We start from the raw sequence: 16,853 nt of genomic DNA on the forward strand, positions 1-16,853 counted from the left end.
GCCCTGCGCCGCAGCGTAAAATCGCGGAGCCGTCATTCTGGAGAATTTCGTTGGGCTTGCCTTCCGATCACCGCAAACTGCTGCGCTTCCGGCTGCGGCGCGCCAGCAACGCCTGGCAGGCGCCGCGCGAGCGGACGTTGTTCACCCGGCCGGTCGCGTCGCCGCTGCGCACGCTGCTGTTCCGGATCGGGTTCGTCATCGGCCTGTGCGTGCTCGCGTTCCTCGTGCTCTACCTCGATCGCGACGGCTTGCGCGATTCGACCAAGAGCACGCCGATGACCATCGCCGACCTCGTGTACTTCACGATGGTCACGGTCGCGACCGTCGGCTACGGCGACATCGTGCCGATCACCGCGCGCGCGCGGCTGATCGACGCGTTCTTCATCGTGCCGATCCGCATCGGCATCTGGTTCATCTTTCTCGGCACGGCTTATCAGTTCGTGATCCAACGCGTCATCGAGGACTTCCGCATGAAACGCCTGCAAAAGCACCTGTCCGATCACATCGTCGTCTGCGGCTACGGGCTCAGCGGCTCGATCGCGGTGCGCGAGCTGCTCGAAAGCGGCGTCGATCCGGCCACGCTGATCGTGATCGACGCGCAGGAGCAGGCGCTCGAAGCCGCGTCCGCGCTCGGCGTCACGGGGCTGTGCGGCGATCCCGCGCAGGAGGATCTGCTGCAGCAGGCGCAGGTGCGCACCGCGAAGGCCGTGATCATCTCGGTCACCGACGATCCCACCGCGATCCTGCTCACGCTGTCGGTGCGCAGCATCGCGCCGGACACGAAGATCGTGGTGCGGATCCAGGAGAACAAGTATCAGCGGCAGTTGCGCCAGGCCGGCGCGGACGTGATCGTGTCGTCGACCAAGATCGGCGCGCTGCTGCTCGCCGACGCGGTGGCGAGCCGCTACATCGTGCCGTTCGTCAACGACATGCTGTCCACGCGCGGCCGCGCGACGCTGGTCGAGCGGCCCGCGGCGAGCCACGAGGTCGGCTGCATGTCGAACGCGCTCAAGGGCGCGATCGTGATCGGCCTCGAACGGGACGGCCGGATCGTGTCGTTCTACGAGGATCCGCCTTGCCGCATCGAGCCGGGCGACACGCTGGTGGTGATCCAGTCCGCGCGGATCTACGCCCCGGACGAACTGGACAAGGCGCGCCAGTGACGCGTCGGCAGGGGCGGGGCGTCAGCCGGCCAGCTTGCGGAACGTCTCGAGCACGGCCTCGCCCTTGAAGGGCTTGACGATCCAGCCCTTCACGCCGGCCGCCTTGCCGCGCTCCTTCATCGCCGGGCTGCTTTCGGTGGTCAGCATGATCACGTTGACGGCCTGATTGCCGAGTTCGCCGCGAATCTTCTCGACCATCGTCAGGCCGTCCATGTTCGGCATGTTGACGTCGCTGATCACGAGCCGGATGCCCGACTGCAATTTCAGCTTCGCCAGGCCGTCCTTGCCGTCCACCGCCGTGTCGACGTCCAGTCCGTTCTTCTTCAGGAAGCCCGCGACTTCGTCGCGCACCGTGCTCGAATCATCCACCACCAGAATCTTGGCCATGTCGTGTTCCTCGTGTTTCTCGTGTTGATCAAAACAATTCCAGTTCGCCCGCGTCGACGAGCGCGTCCACCGCGCCGTCGTTCGCGTCGAACGCCTCGGGCAACCAGCGCAGGCTGAAGATGAAGCGCTGGTCGAGCTGCACCGCGCGCCCGGTGGCGTCGTCGGTGAGCCGGTACTTGAAGCACAGCTGCGGGTTGTCCGTGCCGAACGAGATGTAGCGGTGCTTGTGATTGACGAGCAGCGGCACCTGCACCGCGTCCGCCGGCTCGGGGCGCGCATCGTGCAGGTAGCGGTCCTTGAACGCGCCCCAGACCAGGTTGGTCAGCTCGCCGAGCAGGCCGTTCAGGTCACGGAAATCGGCGTCGCCGCGCCGGCCGGGCCGCGCGGACAGCAGGTCGAGCAGCGGCGCCTCCTCGGTCTGCATCAGCATGTAGCCGCGGCACCAGGCGCTTTCGAGCGCCATCAGGCTGAATACTTCGCCGAAGATGATGCGATCGCGCACGATGCACGGCGTGTCCCAGCTGATCGTCAGATCCTTGAACAACCCGCCGAGCCGCGCCTCGGTGATCTCGGTGATGCCGCGCACCAGCGCGTTCGGATAGTCGAGGCTGAAGATGTATTCGTCGACCACCGTGCGCAGCGCCGCCATGTCGTGGGCGACATAGGTCGCGCAGATCACCTGGCGCAGCGCGTCGGGCAGGCCGTCGGGGCCGGTGTCGGCATCGCGGCGCAGGATGATCGGCAGCTCGGGGCGCAGCGCGTCGATGCGCGTCGCGATCGCGGCGCATTCGGCGAGCGAGCCGCCGTAGGATTCGCCGAGCAGGATCGCGCCGAGATCGATGTTCGAGCGCAGCACCGACATCAGGCGGCTCTTGCGCACCTTGAGCCCGATCAGGTTGTGCGCGTCGCAGAAGTGCTTGATCGCGTCCGCGTGGGCCGGATGGTCGTCGAGCACCAGCACCTTGCAGACCGGCTTGTTCATGTTCATCGTGATTCCTTCGCGCGGGGCGCGGGTCAGAAGAGTTCCAGCTCGCCGCCGCCGTTCGCGGCCTCGGCCAGCTCGACGTGGAAATCGAGCGGGGCGTGCGCGCAGACGCACAGCGTCGCGCCGAGCCGCACGCCGGGGCCCGGCGTCACCGTGTACGAGGCGAGATGAACCGGCCGCAGCTCGTCGAAGTGGCGCATGCTGCGGCGGTTCAGCAGGTACGGGGTCGACATCCCGAGGTCCGGGAAGCAGGTGACGAGCGCCTGGTTGATCGCGCCGCAGCACAGGTTCGCGACTTCCATGAAGGTTTCGCGCAGCGCGCCGTCGGCGCGCTCGACGTAGTACGCGCGGGTCGGCGCGTCGTCGGCGAATTGCAGCGCGAGCAGCAGCCGGAAACCGATCGACGAGATCGTCAGCACCACCACGTCGTCGCCGGCCGGCGCGGCGTCGCGCGCGGTGAGCGGGGCGACCTCGCACGGGTCGCCGTCGCGCGCGACGAGGCGCGTGCGCGCCGCGTCGCGGAACAACCGGTCGAGACTGTCGACGGCGCGCGCGCTGATCACGCGGCCCCCTGGTCGAGTTGCGCCTGGAACTGCTGCGCGAGCGTCTCGACGCTGCCGAGCGAGGCGGTGATCATCTTGCCGCCCGCCTGGATGTCCTGGAAGGTCGCGGCGGTGATCAGGTCGTTGCGATGCAGGCTGTCGCGATAGCTTTTCGACAGTTCCTGAGAACGCGTCGCGAGCGTGCGCACCTCGCCCGCGACGATCGAGAAGCCGCGCCCGGCCGCGCCCGCGCGCGCCGCTTCGATCGACGCATTGAGCGAGACGATCAGCACGTGGCTCACGATCGACGACAGCTCGTGGTTCTTCACGTGCATGTCGCGGTTCTGCGCCATCAGCGAGATCATCTGTTCGTGCCAGCGCTCGAAGGTCGCCGCGAGGCCCTTGAGGCGGGTCGCCTCGTCCGCGATGCGGTTGGCCTGCCGCTGCCAGTCGGCGTGAATTTCGCGCGCCGCCTCGTGCGCCGCGCGCCGCGCGTCGGCTTCGCCGGTCTGCCGGGCGAGGGCGTCGCGCAGTGCGTCGAGTTGCGCTTCCAGGTCGGCGCGGGTCGCGGCGAATCCGGCCTGCGCGTCGTCGAAGCGCGTTTGCGCGACGGCGAGCGCGGTGTCGTGTTCGGCGGCGCGCGTCGCCTGTTCGCGCGCGCGCCGCGCCCGCCCGAGACGGGCGATCAAGGCCGCCGCCAATGCTGTCAGCACACCGCCCGCGACGGCGGCTGCTCCATACCATTCCACCAAGTCGTGCTCCTGCGTGCTCAGTCCGACAGCGCGTCGAGCCGCAGCGGCTGCGCGCCCGCGCCGACACTGTCGACGGCCCAGCTTTCGGGCAGGTGGACGATGGTCTGGAAACGACGGAACGGCGCGCCGGCCCGGTCGTCGGTGAAGCGCAGTTCGATGCGGCCGTGTTCGCGCGCGAGGAAGTCGCGCACGGCGTCCATCCCGACGCCGCGCCCCGAGACCTCGGTCACATGCTCGGCGGTCGAGAAGCCGGGCCGGAAGATGAAAGCGGCGATCGCATCGTCGTCGGCCTCGGCGTCCGGCGCGAGCCAGCCGCGCGCGATCGCGATGTCGCGAATCCGCGCGAGCGCGAGGCCGCGGCCGTCGTCGCTGAGCGTGAATTGCAGCGCGCGCTCGTCGATGCCGACCTCCAGCGTGATTTCGCCCGCGGCCGGCTTGCCCGCCGCCGCGCGTTCGTCGGGCGTTTCGAGCCCGTGATCGAGCGCGTTGCGCAGCAGGTGCATGAAGACATTCTTCAGCACGGGCGCGGCGGGCCCGCGCAGCCGGTAGCCGTTGTCGTCGAGCGTCACGACGGGCGGCGTCTTGCCCAGCTCGCGCGCGAGCGAGGGCAGCGACGCGAGCACGCCGGCCAACGCGTCTTCCACGGTCTCGGTGTCGATCAGGCGCAGCGCGTGGCGCACCGAATCGCGCATGCTCAGCAGCGCGCGCGCGTCGGCCGGGTCGGCCGCGTCGAGCAGCGCGAGGCTGTGTTCGAGCCGGCTGCGCTCGATGCGCAGGTAGCCGTCCGCGCGGCCGTCGTCGCCCGCGCGCTTGCGGCCCAGGCTGTCGGTGCTGATCCGCGCGTAGTGTTCGAGCGCGTCCTTCACGCGCGCGAGATCCTCGATCAGCACCTGCTGGTCCCACGCATGCTCGGCGGCCTGGCGGCGCAGCTGGTCGTAGCGCTGCTCTGTCTCGTGGACGACGCTCGTCAGGTGTTGCAGGCTGTAGGTGCGCGCATTGCCCTTGATCGTGTGCATGTTGCGGAACAGCTCGTCGACCGCCGCGCGGTCGGCATGCGTGTACTGGCGGATGATGCGCTCGTTGTCGTGGATGAAGCCCGACGCGCTGTGCACGAACTGATGGAATTTCTCCTCGCTGATCGCCAGGATCTCGCCGATCATCTCGAGGCGGCGCTTCTGCTCGCCGGCCTCGGCTTCGAGCGCGCGCAGCTCGGTCACGTCGCGCACGCACAGCATCAGGCGCATCACGGTGTCGTGGTCGTCGGTGATGGCCGACCAGCTCAGGTCGAGCGTCTTGCGGCGGCCGTCCGGCATCGTCATCACGACTTCGTTCAGCAGCAGGTGCTGGTTGAAGGCGAAGTTGATGCCGTCCTCGCCGAGGCACGCGTGGATCGCCGCGTCGATCTGCGCGCGGGTGTCGGCGCCCAGTTCCGCCGGTGCGAACACGAGGTCCATCACCGGCCGGCCGGCGATGTCGTTCGTCTCGAAGATGGCTTCGAGGTAGGTCGAGTACTCGGCGTGCACGCGCGCGCCGTCGACGATCGTCAGGATGCCCTGCTGCATGTTCTGCAGCATGGCCTGGATGTCGGCCGTCTTCTGCTTGAGCTGCGCGGAGCTGTGCTGGATCTTCTCGATCATGCCGTTGAACGCGACGATCGAATGGCCGATCTCGTCCATCCGGCCCACCGGTACGCGCCGCGTGAAGTCCTGGTTCGACGCGATCTCGCTCATCATCGACTGCATCCGGCTCAGCGGGCGCGTGATCTGGCGATACAGCAGCGCGCCGATCAGCGTGAGCAGCAGCACGGCCGCGCCGGTCACGCCCGCGATCGCGGTGGTGGTGGTCGACAGCATGCCGTTCAGCGCGCTGATCGCATCGTCCTTCTGGCGGTTCTTCTCGACCCGCAGCGTGCCGACGATGCCTTCCAGTTCGTCGCGGTACTGCGCGACGTTCGCGAACAGCGATGCCTGCGCGAGCGCGTCCTGGCCGGCCGCCTTCATCTTCTCGATCTCGCCGATCGCGCCGAAGTAGTTCGCGAGACTGTCGCGCGCCTGCGCGACGAGCCCCGTCTGCGCATGGCTGGCCGCCGCGCGCGCCTGCACGTCGAGCGCGCGGCTCAGCGTGTCCTGCTTGTCCTTGAGTTCGGTGCGGGCCTGGTTCGCCATGTTCGCGTCCGGCGCGTAGACGAGCGTCATCGTCGCGAGCTGCACGTCCTTCACTTGGGAAACGAGGTCGGCGGAGGCGAGTGCGCTCGGCACGACGCCCTGCGTGACCTGCCGGACATCGACGGCGCTGCGGCGGGTCTGGTAGACGGCGTAGCCGCCGATCGCCGACAGCGCAACGAACATCAACACCACGAGCAGGGTGATACGGTGACGAATGGTCATGTGGAATTCCCCGGGCGAAGCTGGTCAACAACGCGCTTGTTGTGAATTTGTCAGAAGGAAGCGCGACGGGATTATTGTGGTGCGGATATGACGGCGCGATGACCCGAAGCGGATTCGCGGGGGCTCGCCGCGAAAAAACTCGAACAGGGACGCGCGCGTGTGAAAAGCGCGGCTTTTTTGCCGGGGAAGCCTAAAGTTCCGGTTTTTCGCGCCGTTAATCGATACCATTTTTATTGAGGCGTCGACGGTCAGCGCGCGAGCATCGCGATCGCGTGATAGGCGGAAGGCGGAAGGCGGAAGGCGCGAGACCGCACGCGCGATGCCAGGCATGCACCATGTGCGCGGCGTCGAAGGAGCCGGCGGCATGCGCGGTGTCGGTCAGGGTTTCGTCGCGCGCGCAACCGCTCCGCCGCGAGCGTGATCCGCGCGGGCGAACGCACGCTGCGCGACCACGCGACCACGCGACCACGCGACCACGCGACCACGCGACCACGCGCCCGAGGCGATCGACTTCGTGTTCCTCGATGGCGCGAAGTCCGCGTATCTGCCGGTGTTGCGCGCACTGGAGCCGCGCCTGGGCCCCACTGCGCTGATCGCGGCCGACAACGCGGGGATGGCGGGCGCGCGGGCGCTGCTCGATTGCGCGGATGCGCCGGGCAACGGCTATGCGCGCGCCGCGCTGTCGATCGCTGCGCGCGGCGCGACGCATCCGCGCACGCTGCTGATGCGCGTGCGCTGAGCGCCGAGGCGCTCAGCGGAGGCGGCCGGGCTCAGTCCGGCCGCGATTCGAGCGTATCGATGCGGTCCGGGTAGAACGCGAGATGGTTGCGGATCGCCTCGACCGCCTGGTACGGATGCTCGTAGCTCCACACCGCGTCGACCGCGCGCGGGCCGCCGGCGGGAATCGAGAAGTACGCGCAATCGCCCTTGTACGGGCAGTAGGTCGTGTGGTCGGTGTGCGCGAGCTGCGTCATGTCGGCGTCCTCGCGCGGGATGTAGAGCACGGGCGGATAGCTGGCTTCGCGCAGCGCGAGCGCGCGGCGCGTGTCGGCGATCACATGGCCCGCGACGGTGACCACGACGCGCCCGGGATGGGGCTCGATCGTGATCGGATGATCGGGGCCGGGGATCCGGACGGGACGGTCGGTGTGGCCTGCATCGGTGGACATGGGGCACCTCGGCGGACGGGAATAGCGGTGTTGTACACCGTTTTCCGCCGCCGCGTGCGCGACCCTGACGCGCCAGGGGGCATCCGCGGCGATCCGCCTGCGCGCCGGCGCGCGTCGTCAGCCATAGATCGGCAGCGCGAGGAACAGCTTGATCACGATCGCGTTCGCGATGTCGATGAAGAACGCGCTGACCATCGGCACGATCACGAACGCCAGATGCGACGGGCCGAAGCGCGCGGTGACCGCCTGCATGTTGGCGATCGCGGTCGGCGTCGCGCCGAGCCCGAAGCCGCAGTGGCCGGCCGCGAGCACCGCCGCGTCATAGTTCGCGCCCATCAGGCGGAACGTGACGAACACCGCGTAGACGACCATCAGCAACGTCTGGGCGACCAGCAGGATCACCATCGGCAAGGCGAGCGAGGTCAGTTCCCACAGCCGCAGCGTCATCAGCGCCATGGCGAGGAACAGCGACAGGCTCACGTTGCCGAGCAGCGCGACCGCATGCTCGGACACGCGCCCGCCGAACAGCGCGAGCCCGTTGCTCAGCACTACGCCGACGAACAGCACGCAGACGAAGGTCGGCAGCTCGAACGCGGTGCCGCGGATCGCGGCTTCGATCGCGGTGCCGCCCGACAGCGCGATCGCGAACAGCGCGACGGTGTTGATGAAGGCGGCGGGCGTCATCGACTGCTGGTCGCGCGGATGTTCGAAACCGGTGTCGTCGGCGTCGTGCCGGCCGTCGGCCGCGACCGGCTGCGGCGTGCGCAGGCGGCGCGTCAGCAGGCGCGCGACAGGGCCGCCGAGCAGCCCGCCCAGCACGAGGCCGAAGGTCGCGCAGGCGATCGCCGCCTCGGTGGCCGACTGCAGGCCGTGGCGCTCGGCGAATACCTTGCTCCACGCCGCGCCCGTGCCGTGGCCGCCCGACAGCGTGATCGAGCCCGCCAGCAGGCCGAGCAGCGGGTCGAGCCCGATCGCCTTGGCGAGTCCGATCCCGAGCGCGTCCTGCAGGACCAGCAGGCCGAGCACGACGAGCAGGAAGCGCAGCAGCATCGGGCCGCCGGACTTGAGCGTCGACAGTTTCGCGTTGAGGCCGATCGATGCGAAGAACGCGAGCATCAGCGGGGTCTGCAAGGCGGCGTCGAAGCGGACTTCGACGCCGCCCACGCCGCGCAGCGCGGTCAGCGCGAGCGCGATTACGAGGCCGCCCGCGACCGGCTCGGGAATGGTGTAGGCGCGCAGGACGGCGAGGCGCGACACGAGCGCGTGGCCGAGCAGGAGGACGAGCGTGGCCGCGACCAGGGTTCCGTAGGTATCGATTTGCATGAGGCGCACCGGTAAGCGTTGAACAGGACGGCGGGGCGCCGGGCCGCGCGACGATTCGGACGACTTCGACGCGGGCCGCGCGACGCGGGAGATTGTGTCCGACCGTCCCGGACGGCGCAACTCCCTGGTGCAACCGGGGCCGGCGCGGGGGCGTGCCGGCGGCCGGGTCGCTTAATGGGGGGAAAACAGCGGGCGAGGCCGCCCGCCGCCTGCGTGCTCGTCTACTTGACGCATTCCAGCGTGTACTTGAGCGCGGGGCCGATCAGGCGTCGCCATACGTCCCAGGTGTGCGCGCCGTCGATGATGCGCAGCGCGGCGGGGTTCTGCGCGCGGCGCAGGTGGGTATACAGGTAGCTGGACTCGGCCTGGATCGACAGGTCGTCGTCGCCGGCCGCGATGAACATCGGCAGCCGCAGCGGCTGCGCGAAGTAGCCGCGCCACAGCGCCGGGTAATTGAGTTCGTGCCAGACCTTCGGATCGAACTGCCGGTCGCCGAACACGCCGACATAGCGCGCGGCCGAGGTCGACGGCGGTTCGCCCGAGTAGATCGCGGGGCTCAGCAGCAGCGCGCCGCAGAACCGCTCCGGTTCGAGCAGCGCGAAGCGCAGCGCGCCGTAGCCGCCCATCGACACGCCGCCGATCGCGCGCCCCGCGCGCTGGTTCGACACCGCGTAATGGGCCTCGACGTCGGGGATCAGATCGTCGAGGAAGGCGGTCTGCATGCGTTCCTTGCGGTCGACGTACCAGTCGGTGCCGCCTTGCGGCATCACGATCACGACGGGCGGGATCTCCTTGCGCTCGATCAGCGCGTCCGCGGTGAGCGGCAGGCGGCCCTGCGTGACCCAGTCGTTGGCGTCGCCGGCATTGCCGTGCAGCAGGTACAGCACCGGGTAGCGGGCGCCTTCGGGGTTGTAGCCGGCGGGCAGGTAAACGATGTAGGACCAGTCGCGGTGCAGCGCGGCGGAACGGAACGTACGGGTGACGACGCTGCCCGGCGCGGCGGCCGCGCTGAACGAGCAGGCCGCGCACAGGGCGGCCAGGGCGGCAACGAGAAATCGGCGCATGAAAAAAAGTGTCGGAATAAAGCTCTGGTAATGCTAGCAGGTGCCGATGACGGTTGCCGGGCGTTTTCAGCGCTTGCGCGCCGTGAACGGCCGCCGCGCGACGAGCGGGGCGTACAGTTTCGCGACCACGTACAGGAGGCCGATCGCGGCGGCGTCGGCGGCGAGGCCGAGCGGCACGTTGAGATAGCCGCCGGTCGTGTAGTACAGCAGCGAATCGACGGCGAGCGAGATCGCGGTGCCGGCCACGAAGCACAGCAGGCCCTGGCGGCCGATCGTGCCGATCCAGGGCATCGCGTGGGCGATCGTGTGCATCCAGCCGAGGTGCACCAGCTTGGCGGCGAGCCAGGCGATCGCGAGGAAATTCAGGAGGCGCAGCGCGCCGAGGTTCTGCTTGAGCGACGGATCGGCGGGGAACGGCTCGATGCGCAGGCGGTAGTACGCGCCCGCCGCGACGCCCGCGAGCGCCGCGACCGTGATCAGCCAGCCGAGCGGCGGCTTCGACAGCGCGGGATAGATCGGCTGGCAGCGCGCGAGCACGCCGAGCACGAACAGCAGCTGCCAGGCGAACGGATTGAAGTCCCACGGCATGCCGCCGACGGTCGGCAGGTAGCCGGAGATGCGGCGCGCGGACAGCCACAGCAGCACGCTGACCGCGAGCAGCAGCCAGGGCCGGTTGCGCGCGACCGGCAGCGCGAGCGGCACCAGCAGCGCGAAGAACGCATACATCGGCAGCACCGAGGCGAGATAGGGCTGGCGGCGGAACAGCAGGATGTCGCGCAGCACGATGAGCGGCGTGTGGTGTGCAGCAGGCCCTCGAGATCGTTGGTCGGCATGTTCGGGCCGTCGATCGCGAGCGCGTTCAGCACCGCGGTGATCAGCAGCATCAGGCCGGCCGTGACGAGGAACGCGCGGTAGATCTCGAACGCGCGCCGGATGAAGCGCTGGCGCGCGGCCGCGACGGTCTTGCGTTCCGCGAGCGAGTTGTACGCGATCGCGGTCGCGAAGCCGCCGAGGAACACGAACACCTCGGCCGCATCGCACAGCGCGTAGGCGTGCAGCGTCACGCGCGACAGGATGCTGCCGCCGATGTGGTCGACCATGATGACGAGCAACACCAGGCCGCGAAAGAAATCGAGTTCCAGGTAGCGCTGCGGCGATGAGGCGGCTGCGTTCATGCGCGGCCGGCCGCGCGGGCGGCGGGAAGTGGGAAACGCATGACGGGGAACGACAGCATAAGACCGTGACGAAATGACGATGGTCGCGCATTTTGCCATTGATGGCGCAAATCACGGGTTTACGCGAATGGCGGCCGGCCGCGCCCGGCGTGGCAAGGCCGGCGCGCAGGGTACCTTACAGCGTAGTTGGCAATTTGCAACGTGCTGTAAAAAAGTGGTGCCTTAACGTGGACTCGTTATTTTTTGCATGACACTATTGCGCGCACTGCACGAATCCCGGGTGGATCGGGGGTCGGCGGCCCGAAACGGGCATGAATAAAAGAAATCGCGTGAAGGCCTCGTCAAGAGGCAAACAATCAATAAGGTCTGGAGATTCCAACATGAAGAAACACGTCATTGCCGCAGCCGCACTCGTCGCCTGCGCCGCACCGGTTTTCGCGCAAAGCAGCGTCACGCTGTACGGCGTGATCGACGAAGGCTTCAACTACACGAACAATGTCAGCGTGAACGGCCAGGGCAAGACCAGCTACAAGCTGGCGAGCGGCTACGCGCAGGGCAGCCGTTGGGGCCTGCGCGGCACCGAAGATCTCGGTGGCGGCCTGAAGGCGATCTTCACGTTGGAAAACGGCTTTGACGTGAACAACGGAGGCCTGGGGCAAGGCAGCCGCATGTTCGGCCGTCAGGCATTCGTCGGCCTGTCGCACGCGCAGTACGGTACGCTGACGCTGGGCCGCCAGTACGACTCGCTGGTCGACTACCTGGCGCCGCTGACCGCGAACGGCAACTGGGGCGGCACGTTCTTCTCGCACCCGTATGACAACGACAACACCGACAACTCGTTCCGCGTGAACAACACGGTGAAGTACGCGAGCCCGAACTTCAACGGCCTGACCTTCGGCGGCACGTACAGCTTCAGCAATGACACCGGCTTCTCGAACAACCGCCAGTACAGCATCGGCGCGCAGTACCAACTGGCCGGCCTGAACCTCGCGGCAGCCTACCTGCAGGCGAACAACCCGGGCAAGTCGACGGGCGGCGCGATCGCGACCAACGACGCGAATTTCACGGCTGACCGCCTGCGCATCTTCGGCGGCGGCATCAACTACACGTTCGGCCCGGCGACGGTCGGCTTCGTCTACACGAAGACGGACATCAAGAATCCGGTCTCGACCGTGTATCTGCCGACGAGCTTCTCGCTGGCGGCGCTCGGCGTGACGGCGACGAAGTTCCAGAACTTCGAAATCAACGGCATGTACCAACTGACGCCGGCATTCTTCATCGGCGCGCAATACGTGTACACCGACGCCAAGTTCGACGCGAACAACAGCGTGAAGCCGAAGTACCACACCGTCGGCGTGATGGCGGACTACAACCTGTCGAAGCGCACCGACGTCTACCTGCAAGGCGCATGGCAGAAGGTCGCGGGCGACAAGACCGGCACGATCCTCGACGGTGGCTACGTGGTCGGCACGGACGGCCCGTCGGCTTCGTCGAACCAGTTCGCGGTCCGCGCGGCGATTCGCCACAAGTTCTAAGCGGCCGTTGTGCGAGCGGGCGTCCGCCCGTTCGCGTCTCGGCGGGATTGCGCTCAGCCGGCCTGCATGGGCCGGCTGAGCGTTTCCGCGACCCAGTCGATGAAGATCCGCACGCGCGGCGGCACCTGCCGGCCATGCGGAAACACCACCGACACCGGCAGCGCGTCCGCCTGCCAGTCCGCCAGCACCTCGACCAGCCGGCCCGAGGCGAGCGCCTCGCCGAGGCTGTCGCGCGGTGCCTGGATCATCCCGAGGCCCGCCAGGCAGCACGCCAGGTACGCCTGCGAACTGCTGACCGCGACCACGCTGCGCATCTTCACCGTGCGGTTTTCACCGCTGTCCCTGTCCCGATACTCCCAGTCCAGCTCGCGCCCGGTGCGGGTCGAGAAATAGCCGACCGCGACATGGTCCGGCAGGTCGTCCGGCGTGCGCGGCGTGCCGTGGCGCGCCAGATAGTCGGGCGCCGCGCAGTTGAGTTGCGCGATCTCGCCGATCCGCCGCGCGACGAGCGAGGTGTCGCTCAGCGCGCCCACCCGCACCGCGCAATCGATGCCTTCCGCGATCAGGTCGACGTAGCGGTCGGACGCGCTCAGCACGATGCGGATGTCCGGATAGCGCGCATGGAACGCGGGCAGCGCCGGAATCACCTTGTACAGCGCGAGCCGCTCCGGCAGATCGACCCGGATCACCCCGCGCGGCGTCGCGCCCGCGCCGTCGAACAGCGATTCCGTATCGTCGAGGTCGGCCAGCAGGCGCACGCAGCGCTCGTAATAGGTCGCGCCCTCCGGCGTCAGGGCGACGCGTCGCGTGGTGCGTTGCAGCAAACGAACGCCCAGATGCTTTTCCAGGTATTGCACGGCATTGCTGACGGTGGGGCGCGGCATCAGCAGTTGTTCGGCCGCCTTCGTGAAACTGCCGAGGTGGGCGACGCGCACGAAGATGCGCATCGATTGCAGGTGATCCATGAGGGAGACGTCCGGCGGGTGAAGGGAAAGCGCCATTGTTAACCGGCGTCGAACGATTTGGTTGGGGAACGCGCGTTTATCGGCGCGCGGCGACCGCCCAGAATGCGTTCATTCCCACCCGATCAAGCAAGGAGCACACGATGGATACCCGTCAACTCGGCCGCACCGGCCCGCGCGTTTCCGCCCTCGGCCTCGGCTGCATGGGCATGTCCGATTTCTATGGGCCGGCCGATCGCGAGGAGAGCATCGCGACGCTGCACGCCGCGCTCGATGCCGGCGTGACCCTGCTCGACACCGGCGATTTCTACGGCATGGGCGCGAATGAACTGCTGATTCGCGACGCGTTGCGGGGCCGGCAGCGCGAAGCCGTGGTGCTGAGCGTGAAGTTCGGCGCGCTGCGCGATCCGGCGGGCGCGTTCCTCGGCTACGACGGCCGTCCGGCCGCGGTGCGCAGCTTCCTCGCGTACACGCTGAAGCGGCTCGACACCGATTACGTCGACATCTACCGGCCGTCGCGCGTCGATCCGACGGTGCCGATCGAGGAGACGGTCGGCGCGATCGCGGACCTCGTGAAGGCCGGCTACGTGCGTCATATCGGACTGTCCGAGGCCAGCGCGGAGACGGTGCGCCGCGCGGCGGCCGTCGCGCCGATCAGCGATCTGCAGATCGAGTACTCGCTGCTGTCGCGTGGGATCGAGGCGGAGATCCTGCCGGCCTGCCGGGCGGCGGGAATCGGCGTGACCGCCTACGGGGTGCTGTCGCGCGGGCTGCTCGGCGGGCAATGGACGAAGGCGCGCGAGGGCGAGCGCGACTTCCGCGGCGCGAGCCCGCGTTTCTCGGGGGCGAACCTCGACCACAACCTGCGGCTCGTCGAGGCGCTGCGCGACATCGCCGTCGCGCGCGACAGCAATCCGGCGCGGGTCGCGATCGCGTGGGCGCTGTCGCGCGGCGTGGACATCGTGCCGCTTGTCGGCGCCCGTCGGCGCGCGCAGCTGGCCGACCTGTCCGCCGCGCTCGAACTGCGCCTCACGGCCGACGACCTCGCGCGCATCGAGGCCGCGGTGCCGGCCGGCGCGGCGGCCGGAGAACGCTATCCGGATGCGCAGATGGCGCATCTCGACAGCGAGCGGCGGGGCTGAGCGAGGCGGCGGGCGGCCTCCTGGTTGCTTGGGCGGCGGGGCGTACGGGTTGGGGCGCCCGGGGCCGAGAAGGTTGTCCGAACACGCGGATTGGGCGCCCGGCAGCAAGCGGCGGGACTGGGCGAAGCGCTGTGCGCTGCGTCTGAATCGCTCGGGCGAGGCCGCATAAGTTGGGGCGTCCCCGGGCCGCGGAGGCTATCCGCACCGTGTGAACGGGATATCCAGACAGCAAGCAGCGGCAAGCCCGAACCCGAACCCGAACCCGAACCCGAACCCGAACCCGAACCCGAACCCGAACCCGAACCCGAACCCGGGACCGGCGGGCGTCGCCTCAGGAATGCTCAGGCAAAGCCGCATAGGTCTTCGCGGTCTCGCGCTGCGATCATCGCGCCTTGGATGCCGTCACAAGGAGAGGCGCATGCATGTCGAGCCGGCCGCGATCGTCGCGAGCGTGTTCCTGCTGGCGGGCCTCGTGAAAGGGCTGGTCGGGCTCGGGCTGCCGACCATCGCGATGGGCCTGCTGAGTTTCGCGATGCCGCCCGCGGCGGCGGCGAGCCTGTTGCTGGTGCCGTCGTTCGTGACCAATGTCTGGCAATTGCTGCTCGGGCCGTCGGTGCGCGCGCTGCTGCGCCGGTTGTGGACGCTGATCGCGGGCCTCGTCGCCGGGACGCTCGTCGGCGGGCTGCCGACCCTTGCCGCCGCGCCCGCGTGGACCCATGCGGCGCTGGGCGCGGTGCTGGCCGCCTACGGCGCCTGGGGCCTCGCGGCCGCACGCCTGCCCGAACCGGGCCGCCACGAGATCTGGCTGTCGCCGCTCGTGGGCTACCTGACCGGCGCGGTCACGGCCGCGACCGGCGTGTTCGTGATTCCCGCCGTGCCGTATCTGCAGTCGCTGCGGTTCGGCCGGGACGATCTGATTCAGGCGCTGGGCCTGTCGTTTACCGCCTCGACGCTCGCGCTCGCGGTCCAACTGGGCCTGTCGTCGAGCCTGCAGCCGGTCGATCTCGGGCTGTCGGCGCTCGCGCTCGTGCCCGCGCTGGCCGGCATGGCGCTGGGCCAGGCCCTGCGGCGCGTGATCAGCGAACGCGCATTCCGGCGCTGCTTCTTCGCGGGGCTCGCCGCGCTCGGCGTATACATGATGCTGGCCGCGCGCGCATGACGGCGGCCGCGCCTCACTGCGGCGGGTTCGACAGGAATGCGATGAAATCGCGCGTATGCCGGGGCAAGTCCTCGAAGCGCCGCGCGCAGAGCGTGAGCTTGCGGTGCGCCCAGCTGTCCGTCAGTTCCACCAAGCGAAGTTCGTCCATGGTCGCGCGCGCCCGCAGCGCCGCGTGCCGCGACACCACGCCGATGCCGACGCCGCTCGCGACCAGCCGGCAGATCGCGTCGAAGCTCTTCAGCTGGACCCGGTAGTGGATCCGCTTGCCGAGCGCCTTCGCCTGCTCGGCGAGGTGCACCTGCAGCGCGCTGCCGTCCGTCATGCCGATGAAATCCGTGTCGATGAGATCCGCGAACGCGATCTGTTCGTGGCGCGCGAGCGGATGGCCGGCGGCCGCGATCCCGATCAGCCAATCCTCGCGGAACGGGATCTGTTCGAGCCCGTCGAGCCCGACCGAATCGGCGACGATGCCGAATTCGGCGACCCGGTTGCGGATCGCATGGACGATGTCCTGGCTGGAGCGCTCCTCGACGCTGATCGTCAGCTTGGGATGGCGGGGCAGGTAGGCGGCGAGGGCTTCGGGCAGGTATTCGCTCAGCGACGCGGTGTTGCACAGCAGCCGGATATGGCCGCGCAGGCCCTCGCCGTACTGCTGCAGCTCGCCGCGCATCTGCTCGATCTGCTGCAGCACCGCGCGTGCGTGGTGTTCGAGCGAGCGGCCCGCATCGGTAGGCTGCGCGCCGTTCCGGGTGCGATGCAGGAGCGGCACGCCCAGTTCGTCTTCCATGCCGCGAATCCGCTCGCTCGCGGATTGCAGCGTGATATGGGTGCGCTCGGCGCCGCCCGTGATGCTGCCCGCTTCGCAGACGTGCATGAACAGGCGCAGATCGGTCAGATCGAATCGCATGGTGTTGGGGCGGGATGAGTGTTGTTCGGCCGATACGGTAACAGGAATGCGCGCCCGCGCGTTCAGTCTGTGCCTGAGCGGCGCTTCGCCGCTTCCGCATGTTGCGCGCATCGACGCGGCCGCATGATGAGAACCGTTCGCCAGCCTGGAGCTTTCTATGCGCAACGATCCGTCCTGGTTCGCGTCGTTCAAGATCGCGCT

The 16,853-nt window shown here is 68.7% G+C and carries 15 protein-coding genes and 1 pseudogene; 5 read left to right on the forward strand and 11 right to left on the reverse strand.

The window, feature by feature from the left end:
- The first annotated feature begins 50 nt into the window (after positions 1-50).
- Positions 51-1,163, forward strand: a complete 1,113-nt coding sequence (locus Bsp3421_RS09800) for a potassium channel family protein (RefSeq protein ID WP_273995717.1) — start codon at positions 51-53, stop codon at positions 1,161-1,163.
- A 21-nt stretch (positions 1,164-1,184) separates the two neighbouring features.
- Here Bsp3421_RS09800 and Bsp3421_RS09805 read toward each other — a convergent pair whose 3' ends face one another.
- From Bsp3421_RS09805 to Bsp3421_RS09825, 5 genes are read right to left on the reverse strand one after another with little or no spacing between them, the layout of a single operon-like run.
- Complete coding sequence (locus Bsp3421_RS09805; protein ID WP_252983612.1) at positions 1,185-1,550, reverse strand: response regulator; 366 nt, start codon at positions 1,548-1,550, stop codon at positions 1,185-1,187.
- 28 nt (positions 1,551-1,578) lie between these two features.
- On the reverse strand, positions 1,579-2,538 hold the full coding sequence (locus Bsp3421_RS09810) for a chemotaxis protein CheX (protein ID WP_273995719.1): 960 nt from the start codon (positions 2,536-2,538) through the stop codon (positions 1,579-1,581).
- Between the two features lie 26 nt (positions 2,539-2,564).
- Entirely contained in the window at positions 2,565-3,098 is a 534-nt protein-coding gene (locus Bsp3421_RS09815; RefSeq protein ID WP_273995721.1) for a hypothetical protein, read from the reverse strand.
- Positions 3,095-3,829 carry a methyl-accepting chemotaxis protein gene (locus tag Bsp3421_RS09820; RefSeq protein ID WP_273995723.1) on the reverse strand — a complete coding sequence of 245 codons (735 nt, stop codon included), beginning with the start codon at positions 3,827-3,829 and terminating at the stop codon, positions 3,095-3,097. The genes Bsp3421_RS09815 and Bsp3421_RS09820 overlap by 4 nt, the downstream gene beginning before the upstream one ends.
- 17 nt (positions 3,830-3,846) lie before the next feature.
- Positions 3,847-6,216, reverse strand: coding sequence for an ATP-binding protein (locus Bsp3421_RS09825; RefSeq protein WP_273995725.1), 2,370 nt, complete (start codon positions 6,214-6,216; stop codon positions 3,847-3,849).
- A 514-nt stretch (positions 6,217-6,730) separates the two neighbouring features.
- Between Bsp3421_RS09825 and Bsp3421_RS09830 the strand changes: the two genes are divergently transcribed.
- Complete coding sequence (locus Bsp3421_RS09830; protein WP_273995726.1) at positions 6,731-6,955, forward strand: hypothetical protein; 225 nt, start codon at positions 6,731-6,733, stop codon at positions 6,953-6,955.
- 31 nt (positions 6,956-6,986) lie between these two features.
- Here Bsp3421_RS09830 and Bsp3421_RS09835 read toward each other — a convergent pair whose 3' ends face one another.
- The 4 genes and pseudogenes from Bsp3421_RS09835 to Bsp3421_RS09850 all read right to left on the reverse strand — a co-directional run bounded on the left by Bsp3421_RS09835 (position 6,987) and on the right by Bsp3421_RS09850 (position 10,947).
- Positions 6,987-7,385, reverse strand: coding sequence for a DUF427 domain-containing protein (locus tag Bsp3421_RS09835; protein WP_273995727.1), 399 nt, complete (start codon positions 7,383-7,385; stop codon positions 6,987-6,989).
- Between the two features lie 117 nt (positions 7,386-7,502).
- A complete protein-coding gene (gltS, locus tag Bsp3421_RS09840) occupies positions 7,503-8,708 on the reverse strand; it encodes a sodium/glutamate symporter (RefSeq protein WP_273995729.1) in 1,206 nt (401 codons plus the stop codon).
- 221 nt (positions 8,709-8,929) lie between these two features.
- The gene (locus tag Bsp3421_RS09845) at positions 8,930-9,772 is read right to left on the reverse strand and encodes an alpha/beta hydrolase (protein ID WP_273995731.1); all 843 of its coding nucleotides are present in this window, start codon (positions 9,770-9,772) and stop codon (positions 8,930-8,932) included.
- Between the two features lie 66 nt (positions 9,773-9,838).
- A pseudogene (locus Bsp3421_RS09850) lies at positions 9,839-10,947 on the reverse strand (OpgC domain-containing protein).
- 380 nt (positions 10,948-11,327) lie between these two features.
- Here Bsp3421_RS09850 and Bsp3421_RS09855 point away from each other — a divergent pair.
- A complete protein-coding gene (locus Bsp3421_RS09855; protein WP_273995733.1) occupies positions 11,328-12,482 on the forward strand; it encodes a porin in 1,155 nt (384 codons plus the stop codon).
- 53 nt (positions 12,483-12,535) lie between these two features.
- Here Bsp3421_RS09855 and Bsp3421_RS09860 read toward each other — a convergent pair whose 3' ends face one another.
- Positions 12,536-13,447 (reverse strand): LysR family transcriptional regulator, encoded by a 912-nt coding sequence (locus Bsp3421_RS09860; RefSeq protein ID WP_273995734.1) that lies wholly within the window; start codon positions 13,445-13,447, stop codon positions 12,536-12,538.
- Positions 13,448-13,587: 140 nt separating this feature from the next.
- Here Bsp3421_RS09860 and Bsp3421_RS09865 point away from each other — a divergent pair, with 140 nt between their 5' ends.
- Both Bsp3421_RS09865 and Bsp3421_RS09870 read left to right on the forward strand, forming a co-directional pair.
- Positions 13,588-14,586 (forward strand): aldo/keto reductase, encoded by a 999-nt coding sequence (locus tag Bsp3421_RS09865; RefSeq protein WP_273995735.1) that lies wholly within the window; start codon positions 13,588-13,590, stop codon positions 14,584-14,586.
- A gap of 418 nt (positions 14,587-15,004) precedes the next feature.
- Positions 15,005-15,745 (forward strand): sulfite exporter TauE/SafE family protein, encoded by a 741-nt coding sequence (locus tag Bsp3421_RS09870; RefSeq protein WP_273995736.1) that lies wholly within the window; start codon positions 15,005-15,007, stop codon positions 15,743-15,745.
- A 13-nt stretch (positions 15,746-15,758) separates the two neighbouring features.
- On the opposite strand, the gene Bsp3421_RS09875 is transcribed toward Bsp3421_RS09870, so the two are convergent.
- Positions 15,759-16,652: a LysR family transcriptional regulator gene (locus Bsp3421_RS09875; RefSeq protein WP_273995737.1), complete on the reverse strand. Its 894-nt coding sequence runs from the start codon at positions 16,650-16,652 to the stop codon at positions 15,759-15,761.
- Between the last annotated feature and the right edge of the window lie 201 nt (positions 16,653-16,853).

The sequence above is a fragment of the Burkholderia sp. FERM BP-3421 genome (assembly GCF_028657905.1).
In the GTDB taxonomy this organism is placed as follows: domain Bacteria; phylum Pseudomonadota; class Gammaproteobacteria; order Burkholderiales; family Burkholderiaceae; genus Burkholderia.